The sequence below is a fragment of the Chloroflexota bacterium genome (genome assembly GCA_016219275.1).
Lineage (GTDB): Bacteria > Chloroflexota > Anaerolineae > UBA4142 > UBA4142 > JACRBM01.
Genome location: JACRBM010000042.1, coordinates 1 through 16,574, shown reverse-complemented (window position 1 = coordinate 16,574; position 16,574 = coordinate 1). Strand labels below are relative to the sequence as shown.

The window sequence follows — 16,574 nt, the reverse complement described above, 5'->3', positions numbered from 1 at the left end:
CCGATGGTTGGCATCGGCTAGAATAAATCTATTCCAAGGAAGGGAAGGAAGGTACTGATGAATTCGGAAATTACTCGTCGCGAATTCTTGCGGTGGCTGGGCTTGAGTTCAGCCGCAGCGGTGCTGGCTTCTTGCGCGCCGCCGGTCGCGCCGACGGTTGCGCCCGCGCCGACCACTGCCGCCGGCGCGCCCACGGTGGCGGCGACTGCCGCGCCCAAAGCGGCTGAGGCGCTGACGCTTCCCATCGTCAAAGAACCGTTGACGTTGACGTACTGGGTTGATCTCAACACAGCGGTGTCCGCGACCAAGAAGAGTCTGGGCGAAGTTGGATGTTATCAGGAAATCGAGAAAAAGACCGGCATCCACATTGACTTTCAACACCCACCCGCCAATCAAGCGACGGAGCAGTTCAACCTGGTGGTGGCTTCTGGCAAATATCCGGACATCCTCGAACATAATTGGTTGTCGGCTCCCGGCGGACCAGCCAAGTACGTTAAGGATGGCGTCATTCTTCGTCTCAACAACTTGATTGATCAATATGCTCCCAATCTGAAAAAGATTCTGACCGAACATCCGGATTGGCGGAAGCAAGTCGTCACGGACGAAGGCGATATTTTCGCGTTCCCGTTCTTGCGCGGCGATCCATTCCTGGTCGTCTTCCAGGGTCCGATCATTCGCAAGGATTGGCTGGACAAGGTTGGCTTGCCAATCCCGACGACGATTGACGAGTGGCACAATGCGCTCGTCGCCTTCAAGACCAAGGATCCGAATGGCAATGGCAAAGCCGACGAAGTCCCCTTTACCTCTTTCTGGGTCGTCAATCCATACTATCGGGGCGCTTTCGAAAGTCGGGCGTTCATCGGCGCGTGGGGCATCACGACGACGTTCTATCAGGACAAGGGCGTGATCAAATATGGACCGCTCCAACCCGAGTACAAAGAATTCCTCAAGACCATCGCACAGTGGTACAAAGAGGGCTTGATGGATCCCGATTTTGTGGCGGCTGACCGCAAGCTCTTCGATGCTAAGGTAACGGGCAATCAGTTGGGCGCGTTTATCGCGAATACCGGCAACGGCATCGGCAGTTTTACCGCGCTGATGGCGCCCAAAGACCCCAACTTGAAACTGGCAGCAGCGCCGTACCCCGTGCTCAAGAAAGGCGACAAGCCAATCCTGGGACAGAAAGATAACGAATTCACCGGTGTGGGTGCGGCGATCACCACCGCCTGCAAGCGCATCCCCGAAGCCGTCAAGTGGCTGGACTATGCGTACAGCGACGAAGGCAAGATGTTGTTCAATTTTGGTATCGAGGGTGTCTCCTACAAAATGGAGAACGGCTACCCCAAGTACACCGACTATATCACCAAGAACCCGCAAAAACTGCCGATGAATCAAGCGATGGCGCAATTTATGCGCTCCAATTACAACGGTCCCTTTGTGCAAGACCGGCGGTATTTCGAGCAGTTCTCGGCGCTGCCCGAACAACAAGACTCGGTCAAGGTCTGGGGCAATGCAGTCAACGAAAAAGCGCTGCCTCCAATCACGCCGTCGCAAGACGAAGCAAAAAAGTATGCGTCCATCATGAACGATATCAACACACGTTACGATGAAACCTTCCCCAAGATCGTCACCGGCGCGTTGCCGGTGGACGCGTGGGATCAGTTTGTCAAAGATATCAAGAGCATGGGGATTGACGACGCCATCAAGATTCAGCAAGGCGCACTCGACCGGTACAACAAGCGTTAGCTGAGTCAGTGAACAGTATTCAGTATTCGGTGTTCAGATAAGTTTTCTGAATACTAGACTTTCGGAAACAACTTTTACCTCTCGCCAAGACGCAAGGCACGCAAAGAATCATCTTAAAAAACTTGGCGTTCTTGGCGGCTTGGCGAGAGATGTCTTATTCCCGATAATGTCTACTGGACACTGAATACTGAACACTGGAAAGGCAACACATGGCAACAGCCGAACAAATCGCGGCGCACCCCGTCATCGCAGCGTCCCGACCCAGATTGTGGCAACATATTAGCCGGGATTTCGCGCGCAACCGATACATCTATTTGATGCTCGCGCCGGTCGTGTTGTACTATCTCATCTTTCACTATGGTCCGATGTACGGCGCGCTAATGGCGTTCCAAGATTTCAACATTACCAAAGGCATCTGGGGCAGTCCGTGGATCGGATTTGAAAACTTTACTGCGTTCTTCAGCGGCGCGTACTTTGCGCGTCTGATCCGCAACACGCTGGCGATCAACGTCCTCGATTTGCTGTTCCACTTTCCTGCCCCCATCATTCTGGCGCTGTTGCTCAATGAGATCACGACGCCGTGGTTCAAACGCACGGTGCAGACCATCACCTATCTGCCGCATTTTATCTCGATCGTCGTCGTCGTCGGAATGATGGTGGATTTCTTCGCGCGCGATGGACTCGTCAACAACTTGCTGGGTACCTTCGGTTTCCCCGCCACGCCGTTCATGCAGCGCGCCGATTGGTTCTGGATGCTCTACGTTGGCTCGGCGATCTGGCAGACGATTGGCTGGGGCTCGATCATTTATCTCGCCGCGATCACGAACATTGACCCGACGCTGTACGAAGCCGCAACCGTGGATGGCGCGAATCGCTGGCAACAGATTCGGCACATCACGATCCCAGGTATTCTGCCGACGATCATCATTTTGCTCGTCATTCGCATCGGTCACATGATGAGCGTGGGGTACGAAAAAACGCTCCTGATGTACAACCCGTTGACGTACGAGACCGGCGACGTGATTTCGACGTACGTCTATCGCAAAGGCGTGCTCCAAGCGGACTATGGTTTCAGCGCCGCCGTTGGGCTGTTCAACTCGGTCATCAATTTTGGCTTGCTGCTTTTCGCGGATCGCTTTAGCAAGCGGATGAACCAGACGGGCTTGTTTTGATTGGATGTTAGAAGTTGGATGTTAGAGATTAGAGGTTAGAGGTTGAGCTGGCTCCAACTTCCAACCTCCAACCTCTGATCTCCAACATCCAAAGGAACACTATGGTTGGCAAACGAACTTTGAGCGAGCAAATGATCTACATCATCATCATCCTCTTTATGGTCGGGTTGATGATCGTGACGCTGTATCCGTTCCTGTACGTGGTTTTTGCTTCGTTCAGCGATCCAGCCGAACTGATGAGAACGCGCGGCGCGATCCTATCGCCGGTCGGCAATGTTACACTCGCGGCGTACAAAGCGGTGATGGAAAACCCGATGATCATGATCGGTTATCGCAACACGCTCTTTTATGTGATCGCGGGTACGGCGCTGAACATGCTGTTGACCGTGCTGGGCGCGTATGCCCTATCGCGCAAGAACGTGATGTTCAAGACGCCAATCATGTACTTTATCGTCTTCACCATGTTCTTTGGCGGCGGAATGATTCCGCGCTACTTGCTCGTGAGTCAAACATTGAATCTGCAAGACAATCCGCTGGCGCTCATCATTCCGGGCGCGATCAGTACGCTGAACTTGATTATCCTGCGGACGGCATTTGAAGCCGTGCCCGTCGCGTTGGAAGAAGCGGCGCGCATTGACGGCGCGAATGATTTTCAGATTTTGTGGCGAGTGGTCCTCCCGCTATCTGTGCCGGCGCTCGCGGTCATCACGCTCTTTTACGCGGTAGGGCACTGGAACGCGTGGTTCGATGCGATGTTGTTCTTGCGCACCCGTGAGTGGTATCCCTTGCAATTGATCCTGCGCGAAATCCTCATCAGCAATAGTACGGACAGCATGATGACCGGCGTCTCAAGCGGCGACGTGATGCCGATTGGCGAAACGATCAAGTTCGCGACGATCATTGTCGCCACCGTGCCCATCCTCTTTATCTATCCGTTCCTCCAAAAATATTTCGTCAAGGGTGTGATGATCGGCGCGGTCAAAGAATAAGGATGAAGGACGAAGGCAGAGGAATGAAAAACATTCTCTTTTCGATTTTCATCCCTCATCCCTCATCCTTCATCCTTTTGTTAGAAAGCTCCAATGACTGACAACAAACGCATCACTCAATTACTCCACTCAATGACGCTCGAACAAAAAATCGGTCAGATGCTCGCGCTCGGTTTTTCCGGGACGTATCCCCACCCGGACATTCTCCGGATGATCGAGCAATATCACGTCGCCGGCTTGCGCGTGACGCCCGGCTCGCGCAAATTCGTGCGCGAGTTGAAACCGGGGAGCGCTGGCGAACCGCGCGTGCGCCGCGCCCTCGAAGCAGACGAGCGCGTTTATGGCGCGAAAATCGCCGCGCCGAATGTGTCGCCGCAAGAGTACGCACACACACTCAACGTCTTACGCCAACGCGCGCTCGACACCGGCGCGGGCATTCCGCTCTACTTTGCGCTCGATTGCGAGGGGAATCAGAGCAGTGATTATTACACACCCGGCATGTCCGGCTTTCCGCATCCGATGGGCTTGGCGCAATCCGGCGATCCGACTCTGGCGCGTCGCGTCGCGCGCGCGCTGGGCGCGCAGTTGAATGCGGTCGGCATCAACTGGATTCATTCGCCCGTACTCGATGTGAACACCGATCCGGCGAATCCAGAGATCAACACGCGCAGTTACTCGCCCGATCCAAACATCGTCGCCGAGTACGCGTTGCAGGCGTTGTCTGGATTCGACGATGCGAACCTGATCGCGACCGGCAAACATTTTCCGGGGCGGGGAGCATCGGCGCAGGACGCACACTACGATGTGAATGGGATCCGCGAATCACGCGCGCGCATGGAGGCGATTCACTTCGCGCCGTATCGCGCATTGATTCAGGCGGGCTTGCCGGCGATCATGCTCGCGCATTCTAGTTTTCCCGCGCTCGACCCCAGCGGCACACTCGCGACAATTTCCAAACCGATCGTGACCGACGTTCTGCGCGGGCAACTGGGTTTCGACGGCGTCGTGATGACCGATTCGTTCACGATGGGCGGCTTGGCGAATCAGTACGAAATCGCCGAGGCGGCGGTGCGCGCAATCCAAGCCGGCGTAGATTTGATCTTGCTCAAAGACGAGAATGCGTTGCGCGGACAAGTGTACTGCGGCTTGCTCGAAGCGGTACGCGCCAAACACGTGAGCGAAGACCAGGTCAACGCATCCGTGCGCCGCGTGCTCATCGCCAAAGCGCGCGTCGGTCTGCTCGACGGCGCGCGCGGCATCGTTGATCTACAACGCGTCGCGGAAAATTTATTCGACCCAGACCACGCGCGCGTCGCGCAACAAGCCGCCGAAAAATCCGTCGTCATCCTGCGCCAACAGGACGGCATCCTACCGCTCAAACCTGGGACGCGCGCACTCGTCGTCGAGCAAGTCAACGGCTTGCATCGTCGCTTGAACGATGCGGCGGCATACCCTGGCGCGTTGTACCACGCGTTGCTCGAGTGCGGCGTCAACGCGGTCTACACCGATTTCGACGTGACGACATTTGAGGACGCGTGGCAAATCGTTCAAGCGCGTGCGCGCGAGGTGGAGGTCATCGTCCACACGGGCTACTATGAACGCGCGAGCGCAAACCTCGCCGGCGCGGGCGCAGCGGGCAACGCCGTTTCGAATATCGCGCACGACCGATTTCTTTCGCTCGGCAAGCCGACGATTTTCGTCACGAACAGTCCGTACGATTCCATCGTCTCGCCGCAGATGCCAACGGTCATCGTCACCTTCTCGTCGTTCGCGGTTTCGATGCAAGCGGCGGCGCGCGTGTTGTGCGGAACGCTCTCGGCGGGACGAATGAAATTCGATCCGAGCCAGGTTTATTGACAGATTCGGCAGAATCCAGGTTTCTTTGAGAAACCTGGATTCTATAAGAACAAGGAGTAATGATTGTGAAACCGGTTCTCGCCGCGCAACTCTACAACGTCCGTGAATTTACCAAGACGGCAAGCGATCTCGCGGTCACGCTGAAAAAAATTCGCGCGATCGGTTACACCGCCGTTCAGATTTCAGCCATCGGTCCGATTCCCGATGCCGAGGTCAAGTCCATGCTGGACGATAATGGCTTGACGGTGTGCATCACGCATGTGCGCCTGCCCTGGGTCTGGCAAGACCTGGACACGATCATCGCGCAGCATCGCCTGTGGAATTGCAAGCACGTCGCTATCGGCAGTATGCCCCCAGAGTATCGCGCGAACGAAGACGGCTTTCGCCGATTTTCCGCGCAAGCCAACGCCATCGGTAAAAAACTCCATGCCGCTGGACTCACGTTCAGTTATCACAACCACAGTTTCGAATTCGTCCGATTTGGCAAGCGCACCGGTCTGGATTTGATCTTTGAAGAAACCGACCCGCGTTACGTGCAAGCCGAACTCGATACGTACTGGATTCAGCACGGCGGCGGCGACCCGATCGGCTGGATCAAAAAAATGAATCGGCGCATGCCGGTCGTCCATCTCAAAGATATGGTGATCCTCGACGGCAAGCCGGCAATGGCAGAAATCGGCGAAGGCAATCTCAACTGGCGCGGCATTTTGCAAGCGTGCCGTGAAAGCCAGGTCGAATGGTACGCGGTCGAGCAGGATGTATGCCAACGCGATCCATTTGAAAGTTTGAAAATCAGTTTTGAAAATCTCAACGCGATGGGACTAAACTAAAATGTCGAACACTCATTCACTCCGCTACGCGGTCATCGGCGCCGCCGCGTCTGTTTTCAAAGGCATGCATCGCCCCGCGCAAATCGCCGAAGGCATCCACGTTATCGCGGCGTGCGACATCAACGCTCAAGCCGGCAAACTCCAAGCCGATGAAATCGGTTGCGCGTTTTACGCGGACTATCGTGCGATGCTCGCCGAGCACAAGCCGGATGTCGCCGTGATCGTTACGCCGCATCCGTTGCATCCCAGCATGACGATTGATTGTCTGCGCGCGGGTTGTCACGTGTTGCTCGAAAAGCCGATGGCGGTAGATGTCGCGTCCGCCGATGAAATGATTGCCACCGCCGAGAAAGAAGCTCGCGTCCTGGCGATCAACTTTCAACATCGCTTTCGTCCCGCGATTGAACACGCGCGCGCGCTGATCGCGGAGGACGCGCTGGGTCCGCTCGTCCGCACACTCAGCGTCGAACCCTGGTATCGCACCGAGCATTACTATCGGACTGCCAGCTGGCGCGCGAAATGGACAACCGAAGGCGGCGGCGTGTTGATGAATCAAGCGCCGCACACACTCGACCTCCTATGTTATCTCGCCGGACTACCGAGCAAGGTCTGGGGGTTGACGCGCACGCGCTATCACGCGATTCAAGTGGAAGACACCGCGCAAGCGATGTTCGAATATCCAAACGGCGCGCCCGGTTATTTGACCGTGAGCACGGTCGAGGTCGGTGTCAAGCCGCGTTTGCAAATCATCGGCGAAAAAGGCGCGCTCGAACTCGAAGGGAATCGCTTGACGGTTTATCGCACGACGCCCTCCTCGCGCGAACACATGCTCACGAGCGACGCGATGTTTGGCAAGCCAGAGACGACGAGCGAAACGTTCGACCTGGAGCCAGGTCTGGGACACCAAGCGGTCTATCGCGATTTGGAAGCGGCGATCCGCGAAAAGCGCTCGCCGCGCGCGGATGGTCGCGCGGGAATCCTGTCGCTCGAACTCGCGAACGCGATCACCTTGTCGTCGTATTCCAACGCGCCGGTGACACTGCCCGTCAATCGCGCGGCGTACAGCGCGTTGCTCGCCGATTTGCAAGCCGGGCGGGTCAAATGAATCTCGGAGATTTCGAGCGCGATCGCGTTCTCACGCGCGCGCGCAAATATCTGAACGCGCCGCCGACACCAATCACGTCGCTCGTTTGCGCGCGTAGCCCAGGTGCTCCCCAGGATTATTTCTCCGAAGGCGATTACTGGTGGCGCAATCCGGACACAGCAGAGGGCTTGCCCTACATCCGTCGCGATGGCGAAACCAACCCGGACAATTTCTTCGGACATCGCCGTTTGATGATCACGTTGTCGGTGCAGGTGGGCGCGCTCGGCGCGGCGTACGCGTTGACGCGCGATCCTGGGTTTAGCGATGCCGCCGCCGCGCACCTGCACGCGTGGTTCGTGAATTTGCAAACACGATGAATCCGCGTCTTGAGTACGCCCAAGCCATTCCTGGGATTTGCGCTGGGCGCGGGATCGGCTTGATTGACACGCTTCACCTCGTCGAAGTTACGCGCGCGATTGAAGCGATGCGCGACGTGTTGCCCGAGTTCCGCGCCATTCAATCCTGGTTCGCCGACTATTTGCGTTGGTTCACGACGCACCCGTACGGCATGGACGAGCGCGACACGCAAAATAATCATGCGACGTGCTGGGTCTTACAAGCCGGCGCGTTCGCGCATCTCATTGGCGATGAACCGGTGATGGACGATTGTCGTCGCCGCTTTAAAGAAATTCTATTGCCCGATCAAATGACGTCTGATGGGTCGTTCCCGCGCGAACTCGCGCGCACCAAACCGTACAGCTACTCGATCTTCAACCTCGACGTGATGGCAGGCATCTGCCAACTGCTTTCGACGCCGCGCGATGATTTATCGCGCTTTGAAACGCGCGACGGGCGCGGGATGAAACGTGGCATGGAATTTCTCTATCCGTTTCTGAAAGACAAATCATCGTGGCGCTGGGCGCGCGACGTGATGCACTGGGACGGCTTGCCCGCGCGCCAGCCGTCGCTCTTGTTCTGTGCACGCGCGTACGCCGAATCGAAATACCTGGAACTTTGGCAGACGCTCGACGCGGACCCGACCGATGAAGAGATCATCCGCAACATGCCGATTCGCCAGCCGGTGTTGTGGATCAACTGAGGAGACTAGAGTGGATTGGACACACGAAGCATTGCAGTACAGCATTGTCGTAACGCGCCAGAACCTCGCACGCGTCACCGATTTTCCGGAATTGACGAACGACGGCGTGTGGGAATCTACGCGGGTCAAACCGGGCGGCTGGGTCGGCGGGCATTGGGCTGGCTTGCTCTGGCTCGCGTTCGCGCACACCGGCGACGCGGCGCTCGAACGCGCGGCGCGCGCATGGACCGCGCAACTTGCGCCGCGCCAAAACGACACGAGCACGCACGACCTGGGTTTCCTGTTCGAGCTATCGCACCTCCTCGGCGCAACACTCACCGGCGATGCGACGCTCAAAGCGCCCGCGCTCAACGCCGCGCGCTCGCTCATTCGGCGCTACAACGCACAAGGTAAATTCATCCGCGCGTGGGGCGCGCTCGAATCGGATGATCGGCGCGGGCGCGCGATCATTGACACGCTGATGAATCTCGATCTGTTGTACTGGGCGAGCGTTGAGACCGGCGATCCCAGGTTCGCGGAGATCGCCACCGCGCATGCGCGCACCGCGCTTGAGTACAACACGCGTTCGGACTGGTCAACGTCGCATGTGATGGATTTCGATCCGGACACCGGCGCGTTCATCATGCAAGATACTCACCAGGGCTTGAGCGCATCGTCGTGTTGGTCGCGCGGGCAAGCATGGGCGGTCTACGGTTTCGCCGAATGTTATCGCAATACCGGCGACGCGACATTTCTTGTTGCGTCGCGCAACCTTGCCGAGTATTGCCTGCGCCGTTTGCCGCCCGATCACGTCCCGTACTGGGATTACGATTCGCCGTTGATTCCAAATGACGTGCGCGATAGTTCTGCTGCGTCCACGCTCGCCTCGGGCATGATGCTTCTCGCGACGCTTGAATCGGACGCGACCAAAGCGGAACACTGGCGCAACGCGGCAATCACGATTCTCGAATCGCTGTGGCGCGATTATTCGAGTCGCGGCACACGCGAGCCATCCATCTTGATTCACGGAACGCGCAGTAAGCCGCACGGCATGATGGAGCACGGTTTGATTTACGGCGATTATTATTTTGTCGAGGCGTTGACGCGCTTGATCGCGCCGGATAAAGCGGTCGTGTAAATTGGCGTGGGGGCGACCCTTGTGGTCGCCCCTACAAATTCAACACCGTGCTATATTGAGACACATTATCGAACGAAAAGGAGAACATCCGTATGTTGAAACCAGAACCGACCCAGGGTGACACATCCTGGTTCATCCAGGATCGCTTTGGCATGTTCATCCACTGGGGCGCGTACGCGGCGGCGGCGCGGCACGAGTGGGTGCGTAATCGCGAAGAGATGGACGACGCCGCGTATCAAAAATATCTGGATCACTTTGATCCCGACCTGTACGATCCCAAGGAATGGGCGCAACGCGCCAAGGACGCCGGGATGAAGTACGCCGTCATCACGACCAAGCATCACGAAGGTTTTTGTTTGTGGGATTCCAAGCTCACGGATTACAAAGCCACGAACACGCCGGCGCGCCGCGACCTGCTCCGTCCCTGGGTCGAGGCGTTCCGCGCCGCCGGGTTGAAGCTCGGATTCTACTATTCGCTGATTGACTGGCATCATCCCGAGTTTACGATTGACGTGTTTCATCCCTTGCGCAATCATCCCGCCGCGTTGGAAATGAACAAAACGCGCGACATGCGGAAGTACGCCGAGTACTTGCACGCGCAGACGCGCGAACTGCTCACCGAGTTTGGCAAAATTGACGTGATGTGGTTCGACTTTTCGTATCCTGGGCGCGAGTACCGCGGAATGCCCGGCAAGGGTCACGACGATTGGCAGAGCGACAAGTTGCTCAAGATGGTGCGCGAGTTGCAACCACACATCATCGTGGACAACCGGCTCGATCTGCCGCCGGAGCAAGCCGACATCTACACACCGGAGCAAGTGCAACCGCGCGGCTGGGTGCACGTGAACGGCAAGCCGGTCGTGTGGGAAACGTGCCAAACATTCAGCGGTTCGTGGGGATATTATCGCGACGAATACACCTGGAAAAGTCCGGAGCAACTGATTCAAATGCTCGTCAACTCGGTGTCGCGCGGCGGCAATCTGTTGATGAACGTCGGACCGACCGCGCGCGGCGCGTTCGACGATCGCGCGATCAAGGCGCTGGACGTGTATCGCGCTTGGATGAAACTCAACGCGCGTTCGATCTATGGCTGCACGATGAGCGAGTTCACCGCGCCGCCAGATTGCCGACTCACGCAAAACGGCAAGCGACTCTACATTCACGTCTTTGCTTGGCCCTTCAAACACATTCACCTGGAAGGACTGGCAGGCAAAGTGGAGTACGCCCAGTTATTGCACGATGCGAGTCAAGTGCCTTTCGCCAAGTTCAATCACCCGCAACTTGCCGGCGTCACCGAGGACATGGTGAGTCTGGAATTGCCGGTTCGTAAGCCGGATGTCGTCGTGCCGGTCATCGAGTTATTCCTCAAGTAACGCGTCACAGTTATCACTCCGCATCGAAATCACGCAACTTGACATGAAATTGCTTGCGGATATGCTAAACAAAAAACAGTTCCTCAAGTTACCACTTCGCTAAAGATAGAATCCAGGTTTCCCCGAAGGGGAGAAACCTGGATTCTGGCGATGGGGGTACAAAGCAGAAAGGCGGGTTACGATGTCCACTGATTTACCCTATCCAGAGTTTGACGAACTCTTGACCGCAATCGGCGATGCCGGCGAACGCTTGTCCGAGATCGAAGCGAGTGAAGGCGCGGCGGGCAACATTTCCGTGTACATCGGCTGGCAGATCGAAGTGCGCCGCAAGTTTCCAATCGAAGATGTAGTCGAGTTACCGGAAGCGTCACCTGAACTAGCCGATGGTATTTTCTTGGTCACCGGTTCCGGGCGACGCCTGCGCGAAATCAAAGCAGACCCCGCCGCAAACCTGGGTTGCGTCGCGGTCAACGCCGACGGAAAAACCGCGCGGCTCTACACGTCGCCGCGGCGGCTCTTTACGCGCTTGACGAGCGAGTTCAACTCGCACCTCGCCGTGCATCGCGACCAGGTGGTCAACAGTCGCACGAACTTTCACGCGATCATCCACGCGCAACCGTTGCATCTCACCTACCTCAGCCACATCCCCGCGTATCGCGATGAAACGTATTTGAATCGTCACCTGTTGCGCTGGCAGCCGGAAACGATCGTCAATTTGCCGGAAGGGCTGGGGGTCGTGCCATTTCGCGTCCCAGGTTCGCCGGAGTTGATGGCGGCGACGGTCGCGGCGCTCCGCACGCATCGCGTCGTCGTCTGGGCAAAGCACGGCACGATGGCGCGCTCGGACGCATCGGTCAAACGCGCGTGCGACCGCATCGAGTACGCCGAGACGGGTGCGCGCTACGAGTACCTCAACCTCGTGAATCACGAACAGGCAGAAGGGCTTGCCGCGGATGAGGTGCGCGCGATCTGCCAATCGTTAGGCATTCAACAAAATGTTTTTTGATCGTACGCAAACAAGAAACCAGGTTTCTCGGAGAAACCTGGTTTCGGTCGAACGACAAGATGCAATTGTGTTTTTTGAGAGGTGACGGCAATGACTAGAAATTTTGTCGCGATTGACCTGGGGGCGGAGAGCGGGCGCGCGATCGTCGGCAGTTTCGACGGCGCGCGTTTGACGTTGCGCGAAGCGCATCGCTTCCCGAATCGTTCCGTGCGCGTCGCGGGACATTTGCACTGGGACGTGTTGCGCTTGAACGACGAAATCCAAAATGGACTCGCGCGCGCAGCGCAACAGTTCGGCGATATCGCGAGCGTCGGCGTGGACACCTGGGGCGTGGATTTCGCGCTGCTCGACAAAACCGGCGCGCTCATCGGCAATCCGTACCATTATCGCGATCAGCGCACCGATGGCATGATGGCGCGCGCGTTTGAACGCGTCCCGCGCGACGAAATTTTTAGTACGACCGGCATCCAGTTCATGCAAATCAACACGCTGTACCAACTTTACGCGATGCGCGGCTCGCCCGCGCTCAACATCGCGGACACGCTGTTGATGATCCCCGACCTGATCAACTATTGGCTCACCGGCGAAAAGGTGGGCGAGTACACCATCGCGACGACGACCCAGTGTTTCGATGCGCGCCAACGCGCGTGGGCGCGCGCGCTGTTGGAACGCCTGAGTCTGCCCACACAAATCTTTCCGCGCGTCATCCCGCCCGCGACCATCATCGGACGACTCGGCGCGCCGCATCAAGCCGGCTTGAACCACACCCAGGTCATCGCGCCCGCCTGCCACGACACCGGCTCGGCGGTTGCCGCGATTCCGGCGCAGGACGCGAACTTTGCGTACATCAGTTCGGGGACGTGGTCGTTGATGGGCGCGGTCGTCCCCGAACCGCTCATCAACGATGCGACGCGCGATGGGAATTTTACGAACGAGGGCGGTGTGGCAGGCACGATTCGTCTGCTCAAGAATATTGCCGGGATGTGGCTCGTGCAGGAATGCCGCCGCGCGTGGGCGCGCAATGGCGAAGAATTAAGTTACGATGCACTTGTCGCGCTTGCCAAGCAGGCGCAACCGTTCCAAGCGTTTGTGGACGCAGACCACCACGCGTTTATGAATCCCGACGACATGCCGCGCGCGCTCCAAAATTTTTGTATCGAGGCGGGGCAATCCGCGCCGCGCGACCAAGGCAGTCTCGTGCGCGTGATCCTGGAAAGTCTCGCGCTCAAGTATCGGCTCACGTTGGCGCGGCTCGAAAAAATAATCGGGCATCGGCTCGACGTGATTCACATCGTCGGCGGCGGTTCGCAGAATGAGTTGCTGTGCCAGTTCACGGCGGATGCGTGCGCGCGTCCCGTGTTCGCCGGTCCGGTCGAAGCGACCGCGCTCGGCAATCTCGCGGCGCAACTCATCGCGTCCGGCGATTGCACTTCCTGGGATGACGCACGCGCGATCATCCGCGCAACCTTCCCGCTGAAAACGTACACCCCAGGTGATCCCGCGCACTGGGACGAAGCGTATGAACGATTCACACGAATAGCGGACAGCAAATAGCAGATGGCGGATAGCAATTCGCTATCCGCCATTCGCCATTTGCCATCCGCCGCTCAACCCGCGCCAAGCATCTGCAAGAATATCTGAACGATCTGCGGATCAAAAGCGACGCCGGAACAAACCCTCAATTCTGCCACGGCTTCGGCGTGCGTGCGCGCGCTACGATAGATGCGTTCGTCGGTCATCGCGCTGTAGCAATCCACCACCGATAAGATGCGTCCGCCGAGAGGAATCGTTTCGCCGATCAATCCATCTGGGTATCCACTGCCGTCGAATTTCTCATGGTGCGTGCGGATGATTTCCGCTACGCCGTTGAGTTGCTTGATCGGAGCGACAATCGCCGCGCCGATTTCAGGGTGGCGTTTCATAATGCGCCATTCTTCGGCAGTGAGCGATTCGGGTTTGCGTAGAATTTCATCCGGCACCCCGGTCTTGCCGATGTCATGCAACAGAGCCGCCCAATGAATGGTGCGGATTTCACCCTGGCTACAGCCCAATCGCTCGGCGACAGCTCGCGCCCACGCCGCAAGATTCTGACTGTGCGTTCCCGTGTACGCATCCCGGGCATCCATCATCCGCGAAAGCGCGAGCACTGTATCGAGGTACGCGTTTTCCAAGGCGGATTCGGACGCGCGGCGCTCGGTCACATCGCGCACCACGCCCATATACAAACGCCGACCATCCAAGTAAACTGGCGCGGCGTTTACATCGGCATAAAAAACGCTCCCGTCGCGTCGCTTCACGGGCACATCGCGAACGATCTTGATTTCTCCGCGAACCTGCTTGGCGAATTCTTCCCGCAGCCAAGGCGTCTCCTCCATCGGCACAATGTCCGAAATCGCGCGACCTTGCAACTCATCCTGGGAATAACCGGTCATTTGGGCGATTGCTTGGTTGCCGAGAATCAACACGCGCGTTTCAATATCCACCAGCACGATGCCGTCCGAGATGTGCTCGAATAACGTCCGGAACTTGTGCTCATTCGCCTCGGCTTTGCGTCGCTCAACTTCCAGGGCTTGGATCTGTTGCAAGAGTTGCGGGTAATAACTTTTGCGGAAAGATCGTTCCCCCAAGCCGATCACTTTTTCTCTCAATTGATCCCAGTGCGGATCGGCGCTAGAGGACTTGCTCATATAGTTTCTCAATCTCGGCAACGGTTGGCTGGACGGGATTGGTTGCGAGGCACGGATCGCGATGGGCGGCGCTTGCCAAGTGAGGGAGATCTCGTTGCGTCACCCCCAGTTCGCCCAGGGTCTGGCGGATTCCTACGCGGTGACGAAGATCGGCGAGGGTACGTTGTAGCGCGTACTTTTGTTCCTCGGCGTCAAGCCCGCGTAGCGTCAAGCCCATCGCTTCTCCGATGCGAACATAGCGCTCGCGTGTCGCGTGGAAATTGAAGGCGACGACTGGCTCGAGCAAGATCGCGTTGGAGTCGCCATGCGCCAAATCCAAGAGACCGCCCAGACTGTGACTCATGCTGTGAACCAATCCTAAACTCGCGTTGGAGAAAGCAAGACCTGCCATGAGACTGCCCAGCATCATCTGGTTGCGCGCGAACGCATCGTGCGGCTGATGCACGGCGTTCGCGAGGTGACACGTCACCAGTCGGATCGCTTCCAGGGCGTACAAATCGGTGAGCGGGGAACTGGCATTCGAGACGTATGCTTCAAAGCCATGCACGAGCGCATCCACGCCGGTCGCGGCGGTCAGTGCCGGCGACATCGTCGTCGTCGTCTGCGGGTCAATCAGCGCGACATCGGGGACGAGCGTTTTGCTGATGATGGCAATTTTGACGCGGCGCGTGGTGTCGGTAATGATCGCGAATTGGGAAACATCGGCGGAGGAGCCGGCAGTCGTGGGGATGCAGATCAGGGGCAGACCAGGGATGGCGACTTGGTCAACGCCTTCAAACTCAAGAATATGTTTTTCGTTGGACGAGACGATGCCGATGCTTTTGGCGCAATCCATCGGGCTACCGCCGCCAATCGCAATGATCAGATCACATTTTTCAGCGCGGCAAAATTCAGCGCCTTGCATCACTTCATAGTTGTAAAGTCCATTAAGGTTCAACCCCCAACAGTCCAGCGATAAGTGTACCCCTTAAAGAGGGAAATCCACTACGCAGATCCTTGGGATAGTTGGAGAATTCATTTCGTCCCTGCATTACAGGTTCACTCAGCCTTCAGAAATTGTCCAGTGTCTCAACTTCCCATAGTCGTATGGGGGTGGGGGTACAGTTATCTCTGGACAACTGGGGGTCAAACCTTAATGGACTCTACAATAGTCTTTGGGATTGCTCGTTAGACCGTCGAAGATCGCGTACGGAATCGCGGCGCGTTGCAGCGCCGCCTCCACGCGCCCAGTCCATCCCGCCACGCGGATGCCCGGGTCGGTCACGATCAGCGCCTTGCCCGCGCCAAAGTTGACGGCGTACTGACTAACCATGTCGAGCGCGCCTTGCCCAAACACGAACTCGGGCGACACATACTTGCGTAATTCGGTCTGCATTGAATTCGTCGTTTCGGTGCTCATGACATCCTCATCTTGGCAACGTTCCGACTTTATGATAGACCGATGTCATAGCGATGTCAAGCCGCTTGCTGTGTGCGGGTGTGCGTCAGATTTTCGGATTGGTCAGTTGCCGGGATGATTTGAAACGCGCGCGCCCAATCGGTGAACGCCGCCACGGATGATTCACTGACGGGCGATTGGGTGGTTTCGGTTGGTCCGAGGTTGACGTGTGAGAT

General features: G+C 57.4%; 13 protein-coding genes and 1 pseudogene. 11 read left to right on the top strand and 3 right to left on the bottom strand.

All coding sequences use genetic code 11. From position 1 onward, the window contains the following. The first annotated feature begins 57 nt into the window (after positions 1-57). From HY868_10875 to HY868_10825, 11 genes and pseudogenes are all read left to right on the top strand, one after another. The gene (locus tag HY868_10875; GenBank protein MBI5302630.1) at positions 58-1,746 is read left to right on the top strand and encodes an extracellular solute-binding protein; all 1,689 of its coding nucleotides are present in this window, start codon (positions 58-60) and stop codon (positions 1,744-1,746) included. Positions 1,747-1,955: 209 nt separating this feature from the next. Then, positions 1,956-2,918 (top strand): sugar ABC transporter permease, encoded by a 963-nt coding sequence (locus tag HY868_10870; protein ID MBI5302629.1) that lies wholly within the window; start codon positions 1,956-1,958, stop codon positions 2,916-2,918. 101 nt (positions 2,919-3,019) lie between these two features. Then, positions 3,020-3,907: a carbohydrate ABC transporter permease gene (locus HY868_10865; GenBank protein MBI5302628.1), complete on the top strand. Its 888-nt coding sequence runs from the start codon at positions 3,020-3,022 to the stop codon at positions 3,905-3,907. 93 nt (positions 3,908-4,000) lie between these two features. After that, a complete protein-coding gene (locus tag HY868_10860; protein MBI5302627.1) occupies positions 4,001-5,764 on the top strand; it encodes a hypothetical protein in 1,764 nt (587 codons plus the stop codon). Between the two features lie 59 nt (positions 5,765-5,823). Further along, complete coding sequence (locus tag HY868_10855) at positions 5,824-6,594, top strand: sugar phosphate isomerase/epimerase (GenBank protein ID MBI5302626.1); 771 nt, start codon at positions 5,824-5,826, stop codon at positions 6,592-6,594. A 1-nt stretch (position 6,595) separates the two neighbouring features. Beyond that, positions 6,596-7,699 carry a Gfo/Idh/MocA family oxidoreductase gene (locus HY868_10850; protein ID MBI5302625.1) on the top strand — a complete coding sequence of 368 codons (1,104 nt, stop codon included), beginning with the start codon at positions 6,596-6,598 and terminating at the stop codon, positions 7,697-7,699. Further along, a pseudogene (locus HY868_10845) lies at positions 7,696-8,777 on the top strand (alginate lyase family protein). The gene HY868_10850 and the pseudogene HY868_10845 overlap by 4 nt, the downstream one beginning before the upstream one ends. 10 nt (positions 8,778-8,787) lie before the next feature. Further along, entirely contained in the window at positions 8,788-9,894 is a 1,107-nt protein-coding gene (locus HY868_10840; protein MBI5302624.1) for a glycoside hydrolase family 88 protein, read from the top strand. Between the two features lie 92 nt (positions 9,895-9,986). Beyond that, positions 9,987-11,267 carry an alpha-L-fucosidase gene (locus HY868_10835; GenBank protein ID MBI5302623.1) on the top strand — a complete coding sequence of 427 codons (1,281 nt, stop codon included), beginning with the start codon at positions 9,987-9,989 and terminating at the stop codon, positions 11,265-11,267. 181 nt (positions 11,268-11,448) lie between these two features. After that, on the top strand, positions 11,449-12,273 hold the full coding sequence (locus HY868_10830) for a class II aldolase/adducin family protein (protein ID MBI5302622.1): 825 nt from the start codon (positions 11,449-11,451) through the stop codon (positions 12,271-12,273). Positions 12,274-12,363: 90 nt separating this feature from the next. Then, positions 12,364-13,827 carry a rhamnulokinase gene (locus tag HY868_10825; protein MBI5302621.1) on the top strand — a complete coding sequence of 488 codons (1,464 nt, stop codon included), beginning with the start codon at positions 12,364-12,366 and terminating at the stop codon, positions 13,825-13,827. 53 nt (positions 13,828-13,880) lie between these two features. On the opposite strand, the gene HY868_10820 is transcribed toward HY868_10825, so the two are convergent. From HY868_10820 to HY868_10810, 3 genes are all read right to left on the bottom strand, one after another. After that, positions 13,881-14,960: a PAS domain S-box protein gene (locus HY868_10820; GenBank protein MBI5302620.1), complete on the bottom strand. Its 1,080-nt coding sequence runs from the start codon at positions 14,958-14,960 to the stop codon at positions 13,881-13,883. After that, on the bottom strand, positions 14,944-15,864 hold the full coding sequence (locus HY868_10815) for an iron-containing alcohol dehydrogenase (protein MBI5302619.1): 921 nt from the start codon (positions 15,862-15,864) through the stop codon (positions 14,944-14,946). Before HY868_10815 ends, HY868_10820 begins: the two co-directional genes overlap by 17 nt. 228 nt (positions 15,865-16,092) lie before the next feature. Then, on the bottom strand, positions 16,093-16,359 hold the full coding sequence (locus tag HY868_10810) for an iron-containing alcohol dehydrogenase (protein MBI5302618.1): 267 nt from the start codon (positions 16,357-16,359) through the stop codon (positions 16,093-16,095). Between the last annotated feature and the right edge of the window lie 215 nt (positions 16,360-16,574).